The 16,148-nt window shown below is 71.2% G+C and carries 13 protein-coding genes and 3 pseudogenes; 7 read left to right on the plus strand and 9 right to left on the minus strand.

Annotated elements, in window-relative coordinates:
* Window positions 1–2,149: pseudogene (locus I53_RS29530) on the minus strand (acetate--CoA ligase family protein); the annotation flags it as partial.
* A 405-nt stretch (window positions 2,150–2,554) separates the two neighbouring features.
* Between I53_RS29530 and I53_RS29535 the strand changes: the two are divergent.
* Together I53_RS29535 and I53_RS29540 are read left to right on the plus strand one after the other, a co-directional pair.
* A complete protein-coding gene (locus I53_RS29535; protein WP_043357841.1) occupies window positions 2,555–2,968 on the plus strand; it encodes a MucR family transcriptional regulator in 414 nt (137 codons plus the stop codon).
* 98 nt (window positions 2,969–3,066) lie between these two features.
* Window positions 3,067–3,825: a restriction endonuclease gene (locus I53_RS29540; protein WP_043357842.1), complete on the plus strand. Its 759-nt coding sequence runs from the start codon at window positions 3,067–3,069 to the stop codon at window positions 3,823–3,825.
* A gap of 6 nt (window positions 3,826–3,831) precedes the next feature.
* Here I53_RS29540 and I53_RS29545 read toward each other — a convergent pair whose 3' ends face one another.
* On the minus strand, window positions 3,832–4,473 hold the full coding sequence (locus I53_RS29545; RefSeq protein ID WP_043357844.1) for a DedA family protein: 642 nt from the start codon (window positions 4,471–4,473) through the stop codon (window positions 3,832–3,834).
* Window positions 4,474–4,565: 92 nt separating this feature from the next.
* Window positions 4,566–5,045, minus strand: a complete 480-nt coding sequence (locus I53_RS29550; protein ID WP_043357846.1) for a peroxiredoxin — start codon at window positions 5,043–5,045, stop codon at window positions 4,566–4,568.
* Between the two features lie 372 nt (window positions 5,046–5,417).
* Between I53_RS29550 and I53_RS29555 the strand changes: the two genes are divergently transcribed.
* Complete coding sequence (locus tag I53_RS29555) at window positions 5,418–6,092, plus strand: YqgE/AlgH family protein (protein ID WP_257787385.1); 675 nt, start codon at window positions 5,418–5,420, stop codon at window positions 6,090–6,092.
* Window positions 6,093–6,272: 180 nt separating this feature from the next.
* Here I53_RS29555 and I53_RS29560 read toward each other — a convergent pair whose 3' ends face one another.
* Window positions 6,273–7,256, minus strand: a complete 984-nt coding sequence (locus tag I53_RS29560) for a hypothetical protein (protein ID WP_043357849.1) — start codon at window positions 7,254–7,256, stop codon at window positions 6,273–6,275.
* A 393-nt stretch (window positions 7,257–7,649) separates the two neighbouring features.
* Between I53_RS29560 and dnaK the strand changes: the two genes are divergently transcribed.
* From dnaK to I53_RS29580, 4 genes are all read left to right on the plus strand, one after another.
* On the plus strand, window positions 7,650–9,563 hold the full coding sequence (gene dnaK, locus I53_RS29565) for a molecular chaperone DnaK (RefSeq protein WP_043357850.1): 1,914 nt from the start codon (window positions 7,650–7,652) through the stop codon (window positions 9,561–9,563).
* Between the two features lie 317 nt (window positions 9,564–9,880).
* Window positions 9,881–11,029, plus strand: a complete 1,149-nt coding sequence (dnaJ, locus tag I53_RS29570) for a molecular chaperone DnaJ (protein WP_043357852.1) — start codon at window positions 9,881–9,883, stop codon at window positions 11,027–11,029.
* Between the two features lie 139 nt (window positions 11,030–11,168).
* Window positions 11,169–11,807, plus strand: a complete 639-nt coding sequence (locus I53_RS29575) for a class I SAM-dependent methyltransferase (protein WP_043357854.1) — start codon at window positions 11,169–11,171, stop codon at window positions 11,805–11,807.
* A gap of 109 nt (window positions 11,808–11,916) precedes the next feature.
* Complete coding sequence (locus tag I53_RS29580) at window positions 11,917–12,237, plus strand: hypothetical protein (protein ID WP_043357856.1); 321 nt, start codon at window positions 11,917–11,919, stop codon at window positions 12,235–12,237.
* 69 nt (window positions 12,238–12,306) lie between these two features.
* On the opposite strand, the pseudogene deoA reads toward I53_RS29580, so the two are convergent.
* The 5 genes and pseudogenes from deoA to I53_RS29605 form a co-directional block, all read right to left on the minus strand.
* Window positions 12,307–13,604 (minus strand): annotated as a pseudogene (deoA, locus tag I53_RS29585) (thymidine phosphorylase).
* A gap of 2 nt (window positions 13,605–13,606) precedes the next feature.
* Entirely contained in the window at window positions 13,607–14,338 is a 732-nt protein-coding gene (gene deoC / locus I53_RS29590; RefSeq protein WP_043357859.1) for a deoxyribose-phosphate aldolase, read from the minus strand.
* The gene (locus I53_RS29595) at window positions 14,331–15,155 is read right to left on the minus strand and encodes a purine-nucleoside phosphorylase (protein WP_043357861.1); all 825 of its coding nucleotides are present in this window, start codon (window positions 15,153–15,155) and stop codon (window positions 14,331–14,333) included. Before I53_RS29595 ends, deoC begins: the two co-directional genes overlap by 8 nt.
* Window positions 15,148–15,576, minus strand: a complete 429-nt coding sequence (locus I53_RS29600) for a cytidine deaminase (protein ID WP_051045123.1) — start codon at window positions 15,574–15,576, stop codon at window positions 15,148–15,150. The genes I53_RS29595 and I53_RS29600 overlap by 8 nt, the downstream gene beginning before the upstream one ends.
* Window positions 15,577–15,676: 100 nt before the next feature.
* Window positions 15,677–16,148: pseudogene (locus I53_RS29605) on the minus strand (anti-sigma factor); the annotation flags it as partial.

The raw sequence follows: 16,148 nt of genomic DNA on the forward strand, positions 1-16,148 counted from the left end.
CGGGTAGGGCCGGATCGGGAAGCGCGGATGGCCGCGTCCTTCGGTTCCGCGCTTGGCGCGCCCGATCCGGACCCGCGCGTCGAGGGCGAGCACGCCGGTCTCTTCGGCCAGAAGCGGGTTGATATCGAGTTCGCGCACCTGCGGCAGGTCGGCGGCGAGCTGGGACAGCTTCACCAGCGTCAGCGCGATCGCCCCGAGATCGGCGGCGGGCACGTCGCGATAGGCTTCGAGGCGCCGCGCGACCCGGGTGCGGGCGATGAGGTCGCGCGCGAGGGTCAGGTCCAGCGGCGGCAGGCCGAGGGCGCGGTCGTCGATCACCTCCACGGCGGTGCCGCCCCGGCCGAAGACCACGACCGGGCCGAACACCGCATCCTCGGCGAGCCCGGCGATCAGCTCGCGGCGCTGGCCGCGGCGGACCATCGGCTGCACGGCAAAACCGGTCACCCGGGCATCTGGCCGCTCACGGCGCGCGCGGGCCAGGATGCTGCGGGCCGCGTCCGCCACGTCGGCCTCGCTGGTCAGGTCGAGATGGACACCGCCGATGTCGGATTTGTGCACCACGTCCGGCGAGACGACCTTCAGCGCCACCGTTCCGCCCGCCGCGATGATCGGCCACGCGGCCGCCGCCGCCGCGTCCTTGTCGGGCGCCAGCGTGATCGGCACGGTCGGAATCCCGTAGGCCTCCAAGAGGCCGTTGACCGCCACCGGGTCGAGCCAGGCGGCCCCCTGTTGCAGCGCCCCGGCGACGATCGAGCGGGCCCGCGCCGTGTCGGGGGAGAAGTCCCGCGGCAGCGAGTCCGGCGTGCGCATCAGGTCGTCCTGCGCCTCGCGGTAGCGCACGAGGTGCAGGAAGCCCTCGATCGCCTCGGAATCGGTGGTGAAGTGCGGGATCCCGGCCTGCGCGAAGGTCTCGCGCCCCGCCTCCGCGTCGCCCAACGAGACCGCGAAGACGGGCTTCTTGCGGGATTGGCCGGCCCGGGCGGTCTCGACCGTCTCGGCGATGGCACGCGCCACCGCGCCCGCCTCCGAACGAATCGTGGGCACGTGGATCGCCAGCACGGCGTCGCTCGTCCGATCGGTCAGCAGGGGTGCCAGCGCGGCGGAGAAGGCCGGCCCGGCGGCATCGATGCCGAGATCGAGAGGGTTGCCCGGCGCGCGGCCGTCCGCCTCGGCGGGCGCCGCCAGGGTCCCGGCCCGCTCGATCAGCCGATCCGCGGCGAGCAGCCCGATGCCGCGGCCGTTCGACACGATCGCCAGCCGGTGGCCCGGAAAGGGCCGCTGGCGCCCCAGGGTCTCCACAGCGGAGAACATCGCGTCGAGGTCCGGCACGGCCAGCAGGCCCGCCCGCCGGAACGCCGCCGCGTAGACCGCATCCGGACGGGCCAGGGCGCCGGTATGGGTGGCGGCGGGCGTGTCCGGGCGGTGCCGGGCCGCCCGAAGCACCACGACGGGCTTGGCCCGCGCGGCGGCCCGGGCGGCCGACATGAAGCGGCGGCATCCGCGACCCCGTCGAGGCAGAGCAGGATCGCGCGGGTTAATAATCGGCAGGGAAGTGGTTGAGCAAATCGGCCACGCCGATATCGAGGACGCTGCCGAGCGACAGAACCGCCGAGAAGCCGGTCCCGTGGCGGGCGCCCCAGGCGACGATGGCGGCCGCGACCGTGCCGGATTGCGAGACGAGGGCGAGGTCGCCGGACGCGGGGGCATGGGCGAACAGGCTGGCGTTGAGCTTGGCACCCGGCACCGCGAGGCCGGCGCTGTCGGGACCGAGCAGGCGCAGGCCGTGGGCGCGGGCGATCCGGTGGGCGACCGGGCCGGGATCGTCCGGCTCGGACCCGAGCCGGGCGGTGAGGATCACCGCCGCCCCGGCGCCGATCGCGGCGGCCTGCGCGACGACCTCGGGCACGCGCGGCGGCGGCACCGCGATCAGAACGAGATCGGGGGCGACGGGGAGATCCGCGACCCTGGGCACGCAGGGCAGCCCCTCGACCGTCGCCTGATCGGGCTGGACCGGCAGGATCGCGCCGGGAAAGCCCGCGGCGCGCAGGCTGTCGAACACGCTGCGCCCCAGTGAGCCCACGCGGGCGACCGCACCCACCAGGGCGACCGACCGGGGCGCCAGCAGTTTGTCGAACCGGTATGTGCTCATGACCGGCGGCTCACGGCGCCGCCGTCACGGGATGAGCTTCCGCAGGCCGTTCGTGCCGGCACGCATCTGGTCCCCCGCTTCGTCCGATCGGGCACGGCTCATGGAACGCCCGCCGCCCCCTCAGATGGCGCGATCCGGCGCGCCTGCAACGCCCGAGCGCCACGCGACATTGGGACACCGAACGATCGCCCCGACGGCATCGTTGGCGACGTCTTTTTGTCCAATATCCAGCGCGCTTTATCCACTCCAAGACGGCAGTTGTGGGCGTGTGTAGATTGGTCTTGCTATTAAATTCCCACCACCATAGTAACTGCTGCTTAACTACCCTGTATCGGGTTGAGCAGAGACAGATTCCGGCCGGCACCTCGGGTTGGCGGCGAGCCGGGATCGACAGGAGGTTATGGGATGGACGCCACGGGTGAAGGGCAACCGGACTATCTCGCGCTGTCCGTCGACATCGTGTCGGCCTTCGTGAGCAACAATCCGGTGCCTGCGCCGGAGCTGCCCGGGCTCATCGCGGCCATCCACGCGACGCTGCACGGTCTCGGCGAGCCGGCCATCACGCCGACGGAGGAGTTGAGGCCGGCCGTGCCGGTCCGGCGCTCGGTCCAGCCTGACTTCATCGTGTGTCTGGAGGACGGCAAGAAGTTCAAGTCGCTCAAGCGCCATCTGCGCACGCACTACAACCTCACGCCCGAGGAATACCGGACGAAATGGGGCCTTCCGCCCGATTATCCGATGGTGGCGCCGAACTACGCCGCGGCGCGCTCCAGTCTCGCCAAGAGCATGGGCCTCGGCCACCAGCGGCGGAAGGGCTGAGGGCGCGCCGAGCGCGTCCACAGCTTTCGGATCCGGGTTAGGCATCGGGCAAGCCAAGCTTGCGAGGGTCAGGGGCCCGTCAGCGCCTCAGAGACCCGATGCCCGGCAAGCCCAATCCCGTTGCCCGCCTGTTCTGGACGGCCGTGATCGGCCTTCCGTTCGGGCTCTGGTACGGCCGGCCGGCCCTGGCCGCGACGGGCCTAGCCCTCGTCCTGGTCCTGATCCGGCATCTCGGGCGCAAGCGCCGCTTCCGTGCCCGGGTGCGGCGGATCGCCCGGGCGCATGCCGACACGCTGGCGCTGCGGCGGCGTCAGGAGAGCTACTGCGATCCTTACGGCAACTGGATCGAGGACGGTTGGCTGCGCGAGCGGGACTACTTTCTCGACCGGACCGTCCTGCCGCAGCTCGGCCCCCGCTTCGCCGACCTCGCCGAGGTGGAGCACGCGCGGATGCTGGCGATCATCGAGGCCGAGGCGGCGGCCGTCGCCCTCCCGGAGGAGGACGAGGCGCCGGGGGACGGGCTGGACTACGAGCGCTACTGCGCCGAGCGCCTGACCCGGGCGGGCTGGCGGACGCACCGGACGCCGGCGAGCGGCGACCAGGGCGCCGACATCGTCGCGGTGCAGGACGGCCTGCGCCTCGTGGTGCAATGCAAGCGGCTGAGCAAGCCCGTCGGCAACGCCGCCGTGCAGGAAGCGGCCGCGGCGCTGCGCTACTGGGACGGGGACCGGGCCGCCGTGGTCTCCAATGCCGGCTTCACCCCGGCCGCGCGCCGGCTCGCCACGGCGACCGGCGTGCTCCTGATGCATCACGAGGCGCTGGACACCCTCGACGCGCACGACCTCGCGGAGGCGTGACGGTCGTCAGGCAAGCGGCCCGGGGATGGCGGTCTCCGCCTCGCTGAGCAGCCGCGCCTCGTGCCGACGCACGAACAGCCAGAGGGCCAGGCCTCCGAACACCACGAGCGCCAGCAGGGTCAGGCCGACCGGGCCGACGATGTGCTCGATCTGGCGCCCGCAATAGTAGGAGCCGATCCCCATGCTGCCGGCCCAGACGACGCCGCCGAGGGCGTTGAAGGCGAAGAAGCGCCGGGCATCCAGACGGTTGACCCCGGCGAGCACGGCCGCGTAGGCGCGCAGCATCGCGGTGAAGCGGCCGAAGAACACGATCTTGCCGCCGTGCCGGCGGAACAGATACTGGCCGAGCTTGAGCCGCCCGTGATCGAGGGCGATGAGGTGACCGTAGCGCAGGAGCAGCGGCATGCCCCAGCGCCGCCCCGCCCAATAGCCGACATTGTCGCCCAGGATCGCCGCCGCCGCGGCCGCGGCGATGACAAGGCCGATATTCAAATTGTCGGTGCTGCCCGCATAGACGGCGGCCGAGATCAGCACCGTCTCGCCGGGGCATGGCACGCCGGCGCTCTCGAGGGTGATGATCACGAAGATCGCGATGTATCCGTAATTCGCGATCAGCTCGGCGATGGGCAGATCGTTCAGGAAGGCCATGCGGTCCTCGGGGCCGGTCTCCGGGCAAAGCCCGGCGACACAAGCGGATGGATCGTGGCCTTAAAAGGGCCGATCCGCGGAGCGCGGCGCGGTCAGAGGACCTTCAGCAGGGCCTCGGCGCCCGAGGCCTCCGCCTTCGAGGGCGTCTCCTCGACGTTGAGGATCCGGACGACGCCGTCCTCGACCAGCATCGAGTAGCGCTTCGAGCGCATCCCGAGGCCGAAACCCGTGCCGTCCATCTCGAGGCCGATGGCCTTGGCGAAATCGGCGTTGCCGTCGGCCAGGAATTCCAGCCCTTCCGCGCCGCTCGCCTTCGACCACGCGTCGAGCACGAACACGTCGTTGACGCTCGTCACCGCAATGGCATCGACGCCGCGTCCGAGGATCTCGTCCTTGTGGGTGACGAAGCCCGGCAGGTGGTTGCGGTGGCAGCTGGGGGTGAACGCGCCCGGCACGCCGATCAGGACCACGCGCCGGCCCTTGAACACGTCGTCGGTGGTGCGCGCGATCGGGCCCTCGGGGCCGATCACCCGGAAGGTGGCCTGGGGCAGGTGGTCGCCGACCTGGATCATCGCGGGTCCCTCGTTGTCGCGCGCTGGGATGGCGCGCGTGAGCAGCGCGCCTGACCTAGCGTGGCAGGGGATGCCTGTCGAGGATGCGGCCCAGTCCGGCTTGAACCACACGCACGGGCCGAGGCGCTTGATGCCGAGGCGCTTGATCTTGTGAGACCGCTCGATCCGCGCCCTCTGCTCCCCAACGTCGAGAGTGGGAGAGGGCACGAAACCCGCCGTGACCATCGGGCCGCGGCCGCAACCGCGCCGGCCGCGACCCGGACCGACTACGGCATTGCGGGACACGGATTGCGACGCGCACAAGCTTGAGGGAGGCTTGCTGCGTCCCTATTGCCCGCTGGACAACCAGGAGACGGGGCGTAGCATGGACGCATGGCGCACCCTCCGCACCGCAGGCCCGATCCCCCGTCGGCAGCGTCTTCGCTGGCCGGCAAGGCCGCGTCGCCGCTTCAGACGGAGCTGTCGGGTCCGAACTTCCTCGACGGGCAATTCCTCGTGGCCATGCCCGGCATGGCCGACGAGCGCTTCGCCCGTTCGGTGATCTATGTCTGCGCCCATTCCGCCGACGGGGCGATGGGCATCATCGTCAACAAGGCGGCGACCGACATCAGCATGCCGGACCTCTTGGTCCAGCTCGACGTGGCGCCCGAGGCGGATGCGATTCGCCTGCGCGAGCGGGTCGGCCACATGCCGGTCCTGATGGGCGGTCCGGTGGAAGGACGGCGCGGCTTCGTGCTCCACAGCGACGATTTTCACATCCAGCAATCGACGCTGATCATCGACGACGGCATCTGCCTGACCGCAACCGTGGAGATCCTCCGCGCCATCGCCAGCGGCGAGGGGCCGGCGAGCGCCGTGCTCGCGTTGGGCTATGCCGGCTGGCAGGCGGGGCAGCTGGAGAGCGAGATCATGGCCAATGGCTGGCTCAACTGCCCGGCCGACCCGGCCCTGATCTTCAACGCCGACCTCGACGCCAAGTACGACCTCGCCCTGCGGGCCAACGGCATCGACCCGGCGATGCTGTCGATGACCGCCGGCCGGGCCTGATCGACATCGACCTCAGAGATTTGCGGCGCCCCGGTGCTTGCAAGCGGGGCAATCCCGCCGGCCCAGGCTGTCCGGTCCCAGGCTGTCCGGCCTCCTGCCGCCCTGAGCCGCTGCCCAGCGTTCGCGATGACGCGGGCGTCAGAGCGCCGGGCCGACGGACCCGGCGCGCCGCACTTCCACCTATTCCGGAAGCACGTCGCCGCCGCCGGCCGCGTCCGGGTTCATGCCTTCGACGGCGGGCTTGGGACGCGGCCTGCGCGGCGCGACGGCGGCCGTGGGCGTCGCCGTGTTGGCGCCAAGCCGGGTCGCCAGGGCCAGGGCGCGGTTCTCCGTCACCCGCAGGTGGCAGAACCCGTGTGTGCCCTCCCGCGCATAGGTGCGGCAGAGCTGCTCCCGGTCCGACGAGAAGGCCGCCTGCTCGCTGACGATCGGCCGCACGTCCTCGCGCCGGGCGCGCTGGGTCATCAGCTTGTAATTGTCCCGAACGGCCTTGTCGGCGACGCCCCGGGCGGTGTCGAACTCGCCGGCCCGCGGGATCAGGGTGGCGGCGGCCGGCCCCCAGAGGCCCACCGGCGTCGTGGCGCAATCCGCCGCCGAGAAGGTACAGATCGGGCCCGCACCGAGGCTCGAGACCAGGACGCCGCCCTCGGTCACGTCGAAGCGCAGCGGGCACTCGGCCCCGGCCGCCTCGAAGCGCGGCACGCCCTCGGGCTTGCCCTCGGCGCTGAGCGTCACCGGGTTGCCGCCGGCGAGGGGAACCGTGCAGGATTCCGCCGGCTGCGAGATCTTGGTCCCCGGCAGCTTGATCCGTGCCGTGATGGCGGTGCCGGACCGTTCCAGCTTCAGGGTTCCGGACAGGCCGTTGAGCTGCAGATCCTGGCCGATCACGCCGTCCTCGGAGGGCGTCTTCAGAACGATCGGGCGGGCCGGCGCAGGGGCGGGCCGGGGCGCCTCAGGGGCCGCGGGCGGACCCGGCTCGCCCGGCGCGGCCGGAGCCGGCGGCGCCTCCGGGAGGCCGCGGGGCGGCACCGGCGGCCGCTCCGGCTTGATGCCGAACAGGCGCTCGAAGAAATTCTGGGCCTGCGCCGGAGGGGCGGCGAGCATCCCGGGCGCCGCGACGGCGACCGCCAGGATCGGAAGCAGGAGACTGCGGATCGGGCGCATCGGACTCTACGACGGGGACACGAAGTGGCGGGGCCACGCGCAACCCCTTGTCGAAGCGTTAACACGGCGTCGATGGCGCCGACGTGGCAGCGAAGCAACAAAATGCAGTCACGCCGCCGGGCAGAGGGCGGCCCTGCGGCGAGATCCTGCCGGAATGACAAGGATATGGCGCGCCTGTGCGGGATGAATGCCGCCGCGCAGGCTTCGCCTTGCGAGCCCGGAACGGGGTTCTTATATCGCCCTCGACGCGGGATTGCGCGCTGGGTTTCAGCCGTTCACGGCCCTTGATCCGGCCCGGGTCCCATACTCACATCACCTCCGTACACCGCCATGGGCCGAGCTGCTTCGGGGCTCGGCGGTCTGCTTGAACGCGACGAAAAGAGGGATCCCGCCATGGGTAAAGTTATCGGCATCGACCTGGGCACCACCAATTCCTGCGTGGCCGTGATGGATGGCACGCAGCCCAAGGTCATCGAGAATTCGGAAGGCGCGCGCACCACGCCGTCGATCGTCGCCTTCACGGATGACGGCGAGCGGCTCGTCGGCCAGCCGGCCAAGCGCCAGGCGGTCACGAACCCCGAGCGCACGTTCTTCGCCATCAAGCGGCTGATCGGCCGCACCTACGACGATCCGCTGACCCAGAAGGACAAGGGCCTCGTCCCCTACAAGATCGCCCGCGGCGACAACGGCGACGCCTGGGTCGAGGCGGACGGCAAGAAGTATTCGCCGTCGCAGATCTCCGCCTTCACGCTGCAGAAGATGAAGGAGACCGCGGAGGCCCATCTCGGCCAGCCGGTGACGCAGGCCGTCATCACCGTCCCCGCCTACTTCAACGACGCCCAGCGCCAAGCCACCAAGGATGCCGGCAAGATCGCGGGCCTTGAGGTTCTGCGCATCATCAACGAGCCGACCGCGGCGGCGCTCGCCTACGGCCTCGACAAGAAGAAGGCCGGCACGATCGCGGTCTACGACCTCGGCGGCGGCACCTTCGACGTGTCGATCCTCGAGATCGGCGACGGCGTGTTTGAGGTGAAGTCCACCAACGGCGACACCTTCCTGGGCGGCGAGGACTTCGACAACCGGATCGTCGAATACCTGACCTCCGAGTTCAAGAAGGAGCAGGGCATCGACCTGACCAAGGACAAGCTCGCCCTCCAGCGCCTCAAGGAGGCGGCCGAGAAGGCCAAGATCGAGCTGTCCTCGGCCACCCAGACCGAGATCAACCTGCCCTACATCACCGCCGACAACACCGGCCCGAAGCACCTCGCGCTGAAGCTCAGCCGGGCGAAGTTCGAGTCGCTGGTCGACGATCTGGTGCAGCGGACGATCGAGCCCTGCCGCAAGGCGCTCAAGGATGCCGGCGTCTCGGCCTCCGAGATCGACGAGGTGGTGCTGGTCGGCGGCATGATCCGCATGCCGAAGATCCAGGAGGTGGTGAAGTCCTTCTTCGGCAAGGAGCCCCACAAGGGCGTCAACCCGGATGAGGTCGTGGCCATCGGCGCCGCCGTGCAGGCCGGCGTTCTCCAGGGCGACGTCAAGGACGTGCTGCTCCTCGACGTGACCCCGCTGTCGCTGGGCATCGAGACGCTGGGCGGCGTGTTCACCCGGCTCATCGACCGCAACACCACGATCCCGACCAAGAAGTCCCAGACCTTCTCGACGGCGGAGGACAACCAGAACGCCGTCACGATCCGGGTCTTCCAGGGCGAGCGCGAGATGGCGGCCGACAACAAGCTGCTCGGCCAGTTCGACCTCGTCGGCATCCCGCCGGCGCCCCGCGGCATGCCGCAGATCGAGGTGACCTTCGACATCGACGCCAACGGCATCGTCAACGTGACGGCCAAGGACAAGGCGACCAACAAGGAGCACCAGATCCGCATCCAGGCCTCGGGCGGCCTGTCGGACGCCGACATCGACCGGATGGTGAAGGACGCCGAGGCGAATGCCGAGGCCGACAAGAAGCGCCGCGAGCTGGTCGAGGTGAAGAACCAGGGCGAGAGCCTGATCCACGCCACCGAGAAGTCGGTGACCGAGTACGGCGACAAGGTCCCGGCCGCCGACAAGGGCGCCATCGAGACCGCGATGACCGCGCTCAAGACCGCCCTCGAGGGTGAGGATGTCGAGGCGATCAAGGCCCGCACCACGGACCTGATGCAGGCCTCGATGAAGCTCGGCGAGGCCATGTACGCCGCCAATCAGGCGGCGGGCCCCGACGCCGGTGCCGAGGCGGCCTCCGAGAAGAAGGACGACGTCATCGACGCCGACTTCCAGGAGGTCGATGAGAAGGACCAGAAGAAGCGCGCCTGAGGCGCGGGTCGGAGACGACCGTGCGGGGCCGGAGCGATCCGGCCCCGCCTTTGCTTGACACGCGCTGTTGCGCAGGCGCCGCAGGACGCGGGATATCGCCCGGATCGGAGCCGCGGGCTGCCGGCCCGTGCTAGAGCGCGAATCGCGACGTGCATCGGTCCGCACATCCTGCGCAAACCCGCGTCCCGAAGCCCCGCCGCGGCGGGCGTCGGCGCGGCGGGGTCCAGGGATCACGGCGCCGTCTGGACGCCTCCTGCGAGGCGGCTGCGCCGCGCCCCGAGACAGGGCGCGGATGGATTGTCCGGAGACGGGTTGGGATGTCGAAGCGGGACTATTACGAGATCCTGGGGGTCACCAAGACCGCCACGGAAAGCGAGATGAAGGTCGCCTTCCGCAAACTCGCGATGACCTTTCATCCCGACCGCAATCCCGGCGACAAGGACGCCGAGATTAAGTTCAAGGAGATCAACGAGGCCTATCAGTGCCTCTCCGACGGCCAGAAGCGTGCCGCCTACGACCGGTTCGGCCACGCGGCCTTCAGCCAGGGCGGGGGCGGCGGTCCCGGATTCGGCAACGAGTTCGGCGACTTCATGTCGGATATCTTCGACAATTTCTTCGGTGACGGCCGCGGCGGCGGCGGCGGCGCGCGCGGGCGCGGCGGCACACCGGGCCGCGAGCGCGGGGCGGATCTGCGCTACAACCTCGAGATCACCCTGGAGGAGGCCTTCACCGGCAAGGCCGAGACCATCCGGATCCCGACCTCGGTGACCTGTGAGGCCTGTGACGGCTCGGGCGCCAAGCCGGGCTCGAAGCCCCGGACCTGCCCGACCTGCGCGGGCTACGGCCGCGTCCGGGCCGCCCAGGGCTTCTTCGCCATCGAGCGTACCTGTCCGAACTGCCACGGCCGCGGCGAGATCGTCGACGATCCCTGCACGTCCTGCCAGGGCGCGGGCCGCGTCAACCGCGAGCGCACCCTCTCCATCAACGTGCCCGCGGGGGTCGATGACGGCCTGCGCATCCGGCTCGCCGGCGAGGGCGAGAGCGGCCTGCGCGGCGGGCCGGCCGGCGACCTCTACGTCTTCCTGTCGATCAAGCAGCACGAATTCTTCCAGCGCGACGGGGCCGACCTGTTCTGCCGGGTGCCGATCTCGATGGTGACGGCCGCCCTCTCGGGCGAGATCACCGTGCCGGTGATCGACGGCTCGCAGACGCAGGTGCGCATCCCTGCGGGCACGCAGACCGCCAAGCAGTTCCGCATCAAGGGCAAGGGCATGCCGGTGCTCCGCTCGCGGGAGGTCGGCGATCTCTACATCCAGGTCTTCGTCGAGACCCCGCAGAACCTGACCAAGCGCCAGCGCGAGCTGCTCCAGGAGTTCGATCAGTCGGCCTCGCCGGAGAATCATCCCGAATCCGCCGGCTTCTTCTCGAAGGTCCGGGACTTCTTCGGGGGCGCGGTCCGGCCGTGAGCCGGATCCGAATCCTGGGAAGACCCGTTATGCAAGCGGCCGGCGTGGCTTGGGTCCCCTAGGCGACGCGCCGCCTTGACTGTAAGACAACGCCGTTCTTCAGCCTTTCATTCTCATTCGGCATCAAGGAATCCAGGACTTGCCGCCGCTCCGCCGTCCCAACGCGAAGGCTCCTGTCGGCAGGAGCGCGATTTTCGGGCCGCGGCGCGACCCCCTGGAGGACGAGGCTCGGTTCCTGCGTTCGTGGCTCGAGCGGCCCCTCGTCACGGGTGCGGTGACGCCGTCGGGCAAGATGCTCGCGCGCACCATGGCCGCCTATGTCGACCCGCGCCTGGAAGGACCGGTGGTCGAACTCGGCCCCGGCACCGGTCCCGTGACCGAAGCGCTGATCCGGCGCGGCGTTGCGCCGGAGCGCCTGATCCTCGTGGAATTCAATCCCGATTTCTGCCGCCTCCTGACCCACCGCTTCCCCGGTGTGCGGGTCATTCAGGGCGATGCCTACAACATGCGGGCGAGCCTTCAGGACGTGCTGACGCAGCCCGCGGCGGCCACGATCTCGAGCCTGCCGCTGTTCACCAAGCCGTTGGAGCAGCGGCTGGACCTGCTCAACACCGCCCACGACCTGATGCGGCCGGGGGCTCCGTTCGTGCAGTTCACCTACGCGGTCGTGCCGCCGATCCCGGCCCGTTGCGAAGCCGGCAGCTATACCGCCGACCGTTCCAACCGGGTCTGGCTGAACCTGCCCCCGGCCCGGGTCTGGGTCTATCGCCGACCCTGACATGAACACGGCCTGAGCGAACAGGTCACGTTTGCGTCAACTTGAAAGGCACATACCTGAGACACGGCCGGACGCGCCAACGCGGCCGGCGTGGAACAGGAAAGCGCCGATGTTCACCAAGACTGCACGGACCCGCTTTGCAGCCGCCCTTGCCTTCGGCGGGCTGGCCTTTGCGGCCCCGGCCATGGCCGCTCCGCTGAGCCTCGACGCCGGGCTTCAGGCTGACAGCGGGGACATCCACACCGTCCAGTATGGCTACGGCTACGGTCCCCGTCACGGCGGCTGGGGCCACCATGGCTTCGGTCCGCGCCATCATCATCATGGCGGCTGGGGACGGGGACGCCATTACGGCTGGCGCAACCATGGCTTCGGCCCGCGTCACCACCATCATGGCGGCTGGGGCCATCGCCACGGCTACGGCCGCTGGTAAGCACAGACGGCGTGCGTCTCGCTCAGGCGGGGCGCGCGCCGGCCCTCACGCCGGCCCTCATGCCGGCCCTCATGCCGCCCTCACCCGTTCGATGACGGGCGGCCGCTCCGACGGCGCGTCGCCGATCCGGCAGGCGGCGCGCAAGGCAGCCTCCGCGCGATCCGCCGAGGCCTCATCGGCGGCGTGGACGACCCCCAGCAGGCCACCGGACGCACCGGGGCCGGCGAGATCCGTGAAGCCCACACGCGGATCGATGGAATCCCCCGGCTGCGTCCGCCCGCCACCGAGCCCGATCACCGCCAGGCCGAGGGCCCGTGTGGCGACCGCCGCAACGGTCCCATCCTGGTGGACCGGCCGCCGCACCGGCGCCGCGGGCAGATAGGTTGCCGGCCTCTCCAGCAGATCACCCGGCCCGCCGAGAGCCGTGACCATGCGGGCGAAGCAATCGGCCGCCCGGCCCGACGCGAGCGCCTGCTCCAGTCGCTCGGCGGCGCTGTCGCGGTCCGGCGCCAGACCTCCGACGACCAGCATCTCGGCTCCCAGTGCCAGCGTGACCGCGTGGAAGCGCGGCTCGCGGCGGTCGCCTGTCAGATACGCGATCGCGTAGGCGACCTCGACGGCGTTGCCGGCCGCACTGGCCAGCGGCGCATCCATGTCGGTGATCAGCGCGGCGGTGCGCAGGCCGGCGCCCTCCGCCACCGTGACGATGCTCTCGGCCAGGGCCCGCGCCTCCGGCAGCGTCGCCATGAAGGCCCCGCCCCCCTGCTTGACGTCCATCACCAGCCCGTCGAGCCCGGCGGCGAGCTTCTTCGACAGGATCGAGGCGGTGATCAGGTCGAGGGACTCGACCGTGCCGGTCACGTCGCGGATCGCGTAGAGGCGTCGGTCGGCCGGGGCGAGGTCGGCGGTCTGGCCGATGATCGCGCAGCCGACGTCCCGGACGACCCTGCGGAACGCGTCCAAACCGGGCGTCGCATCATAGCCCGGGATACTGCCGAGCTTGTCCAGCGTCCCGCCTGTATGGCCGAGGCCGCGTCCCGAAATCATCGGCACGTAGCCGCCGCAGGCCGCGACCATCGGCGCCAGCGGCAGGCTCACCGCGTCGCCGACGCCGCCGGTCGAGTGCTTGTCGAGGACCGGCCCCGGCAGATCCCAGGCGAGGACACGGCCCGACTCGGCCATCGCGCGGGTCAGGGCCACCCGCTCCGGAAGGGAAAGCCCGCGGAAGAACACCGCCATGGCGAAAGCCGCCGGCTGCCCCTCCCCACCGTGCCGTCGGTGAGGCCACGGACGAAAGCGTCGATCGCCTCCGGGTCGAGGGGAAGGCCGTCGCGCTTGGCCCGGATCGTCTCCTGAGGCAGCCGCACGTTCACGACTCCCGGGCCTGGATCAAGGCCGCGAACAGGCTGCTCGCCCCGAGCCGGAAGGTCTTGGGGCTCACCCAGGCGGGACCCATGAGGCGGTCGGCAAGAGCCAGGTAGGTGGCTGCGTCGGCAATGCTGCGCAGGCCGCCGGAGACCTTGAGGCCGGCGGGCCGGCCGCTCGCCCGGATCTCATCCAGCATCGCCTCGGCAGCCGCCGGCGTCGCCGAGACCGCGCTCTTGCCCGTGGAGGTCTTCAGGAAGTCGGCGCCCGCCTCCAGGGCGATCCGGCTGGCCTCCCGGATCCGATCGGGATCGGCGAGCTCGCCCGTCTCCAGGATCACCTTGAGGATCGCGGATCCGCAGGTGTCGCGCACCGCCTCCACCATGTCGCGGGCGATCGCCGCCTCGCCCCGCAACAGGGCGCGGTAAGGCAGGACGAGGTCGATCTCGTCCGCCCCGTCGCGCAGGGCCTCGGCGGTATCGTCGGTGCCGCGGGCGCAATCCTCGCCACCGTCCGGGAAGTTGATCACCGTGGCGATCCGGATGCCGGTGCCCGCGAGCGCCCGCGCGCCCTGCTCGATGAAGCGCGGCCAGACGCAGATCGCCGCGACGCCGCCGCGCTTCGCGTCCCGGCAGAGGGCGTCGATCCTGGGTTCGGTGCAGGTCTCGCCGAGATCGGTGAGGTCGAGGAGCGGCAGGGCCCGGCGGGCGACCGCGCCGGCTTCGGACTCAGTCATCGGCGGTCTCTCCATCGGGCAGATGGGCCACGAAGGCCCGGATCAGGCGGCCGAGATCCTCCGCGGCCCGCGCCGCCACCGCCTTCGTCTCCGCGTGGTGCGGCGCCCCCCCGGCGATCCCGGCCGCGAGGTTCGTCACCACCGAGACCGCCGCCACCGGCAGGTCGAGGAATCGGGCGAGGATCACCTCGGGCACCGTGGACATGCCCACGAGGTCGGCCCCCAGGATGCCGGCCATCCGGACCTCCGCGGGCGTCTCGAAGCTCGGGCCGGAGAACCACGCGTAGATCCCCTCCCCGAGGGGCAGGCCGCAGGCCGCCGCCGCCGCGCGCAGCCGCGTCCGCAGATCCGGATCGTAGGCCGCGGTCATCGGCACGAACCGGGCGTCGCTGGCCTCGCCGATCAGCGGGTTCAGGCCGGACAGGTTGATGTGGTCGGCGAGCAGCACGAGGCTGCCCGGCCCCGTCCCAGGCTGCAGCGATCCGGAGGCGTTGGTGAGCAGCAGACGCCGGGCGCCGAGGTGCCGGGCGCAAGCGAGGGGCACCCGCATCACCGCCGGATCGCCGCGCTCGTAGGCGTGGGCCCGCCCCTCGAAGATCAGGACCGGCCGCCCCGCGAGGCGACCGCGGTGCAGCCGGCCGCCGTGACCGCTGACGCCCGGCCCCGGAAAACCGGGAATCGCCGCGTAGTCGAGGACGATGGCATCCGTGAGAGCGGCGGCGATGCCGCCGAGGCCGGTGCCGGTGACCACCGCGCAGGCGTAGGGTCCTGCGAAACCGGCGTCGCGCAGGGCGTCGCGGGCAGCCGCCTCACTCACCCAGCGTCTCCGGGCCGAAGGATTCCGGCAGCAGCTCCGCCAAGGTGAAGCTGCGGGCGACGCCGCCCGGTCCGGCGGCATGAATCGGCGTGTCCGGTCCGGCGAACTCGCGGATCCGCTGGCGGCAGGCACCGCAGGGCGTCACCAAGCCGACGCCGTCGCCGCAGACCAGGATCGCCGCGATGCGCCGGCCTCCGGCCGCCACCATGGCGGCGATCGCTCCGGCCTCCGCGCAGGTCCCGACCGGGTAGGCGGCGTTCTCCACGTTGCAGCCGGCATGGATGACGCCGCGCTCGTCGCGGAGCGCCGCACCGACCGGGAAGCGGGAATAGGGCGCATGCGCCCGGTCACGCACCGCCCGGGCGGCCTCGAACAGGGCGGCGAGCCCGTCATCGTCCCGTGCTGAATCCGCGGCCTGCATGGCCGATCTTTGGCACCCGCCGGGGCGCCCTGTCGAGGGGGCCTGTCGAAGGGGCCGGGGCGGGGTCAGCGCCCTCCGGCCGGGTACCGCCGGGACGCCGTCAGCGGATCGCCGCGCCGAGGAGGCGCGCCGCCTGCCGGAGATCCGTGTCGTCCCGCGGGCCGCTCAGGGCGTAGGCCGTGTCGCCGGCATTCCACGACACGACGTCGCCGTCATCCGAGCCGGTGAGCGTCGTCGGACCGCCGCGGATGCCGCGGGTGGCGAACAGCGACGCCTCGCCGAACCGACCGGCCTCCAGAGCGACCTCGATCCCGGTGCCGTGCCGGGCGGGGAAGACCTGGATGTCGCGGACGCGCCAGCCATCCGGCAGGGCCGGGAGATCGATACCCGTCGCCGAGCGCAGGCGCGGCCGGTCGTAGACCGGATCGTCGGCTTGGCCGCCCATGCTCTTGCGCAGCTGCGCAACGACCCGGGCCTGGCGCGCATCCGCGATCAGGGCCGGGTCCGGCGTCGCCGCCTGGGTGTCGGGAACGCCGAAGCGGCCGATCTCGTCATGGGCGAGCCAGCCCGCC

Source organism: Methylobacterium sp. B1, from assembly GCF_000333255.1.
Lineage (GTDB): Bacteria > Pseudomonadota > Alphaproteobacteria > Rhizobiales > Beijerinckiaceae > Methylobacterium > Methylobacterium fujisawaense.

Excerpts from the sequence above, each read along its gene's own strand:
- I53_RS29535 (WP_043357841.1), top strand. The coding sequence starts at position 2,555 with ATGGACGCCACGGGTGAAGGGCAACCGGACTATCTCGCGCTGTCCGTC.
- I53_RS29540 (WP_043357842.1), top strand. The coding sequence starts at position 3,067 with ATGCCCGGCAAGCCCAATCCCGTTGCCCGCCTGTTCTGGACGGCCGTG.
- I53_RS29545 (WP_043357844.1), bottom strand. The coding sequence starts at position 4,473 with ATGGCCTTCCTGAACGATCTGCCCATCGCCGAGCTGATCGCGAATTAC.
- I53_RS29550 (WP_043357846.1), bottom strand. The coding sequence starts at position 5,045 with ATGATCCAGGTCGGCGACCACCTGCCCCAGGCCACCTTCCGGGTGATC.
- I53_RS29555 (WP_257787385.1), top strand. The coding sequence starts at position 5,418 with ATGGCGCACCCTCCGCACCGCAGGCCCGATCCCCCGTCGGCAGCGTCT.
- I53_RS29560 (WP_043357849.1), bottom strand. The coding sequence starts at position 7,256 with ATGCGCCCGATCCGCAGTCTCCTGCTTCCGATCCTGGCGGTCGCCGTC.
- dnaK (WP_043357850.1), top strand. The coding sequence starts at position 7,650 with ATGGGTAAAGTTATCGGCATCGACCTGGGCACCACCAATTCCTGCGTG.
- dnaJ (WP_043357852.1), top strand. The coding sequence starts at position 9,881 with ATGTCGAAGCGGGACTATTACGAGATCCTGGGGGTCACCAAGACCGCC.
- I53_RS29580 (WP_043357856.1), top strand. The coding sequence starts at position 11,917 with ATGTTCACCAAGACTGCACGGACCCGCTTTGCAGCCGCCCTTGCCTTC.
- deoC (WP_043357859.1), bottom strand. The coding sequence starts at position 14,338 with ATGACTGAGTCCGAAGCCGGCGCGGTCGCCCGCCGGGCCCTGCCGCTC.
- I53_RS29600 (WP_051045123.1), bottom strand. The coding sequence starts at position 15,576 with ATGCAGGCCGCGGATTCAGCACGGGACGATGACGGGCTCGCCGCCCTG.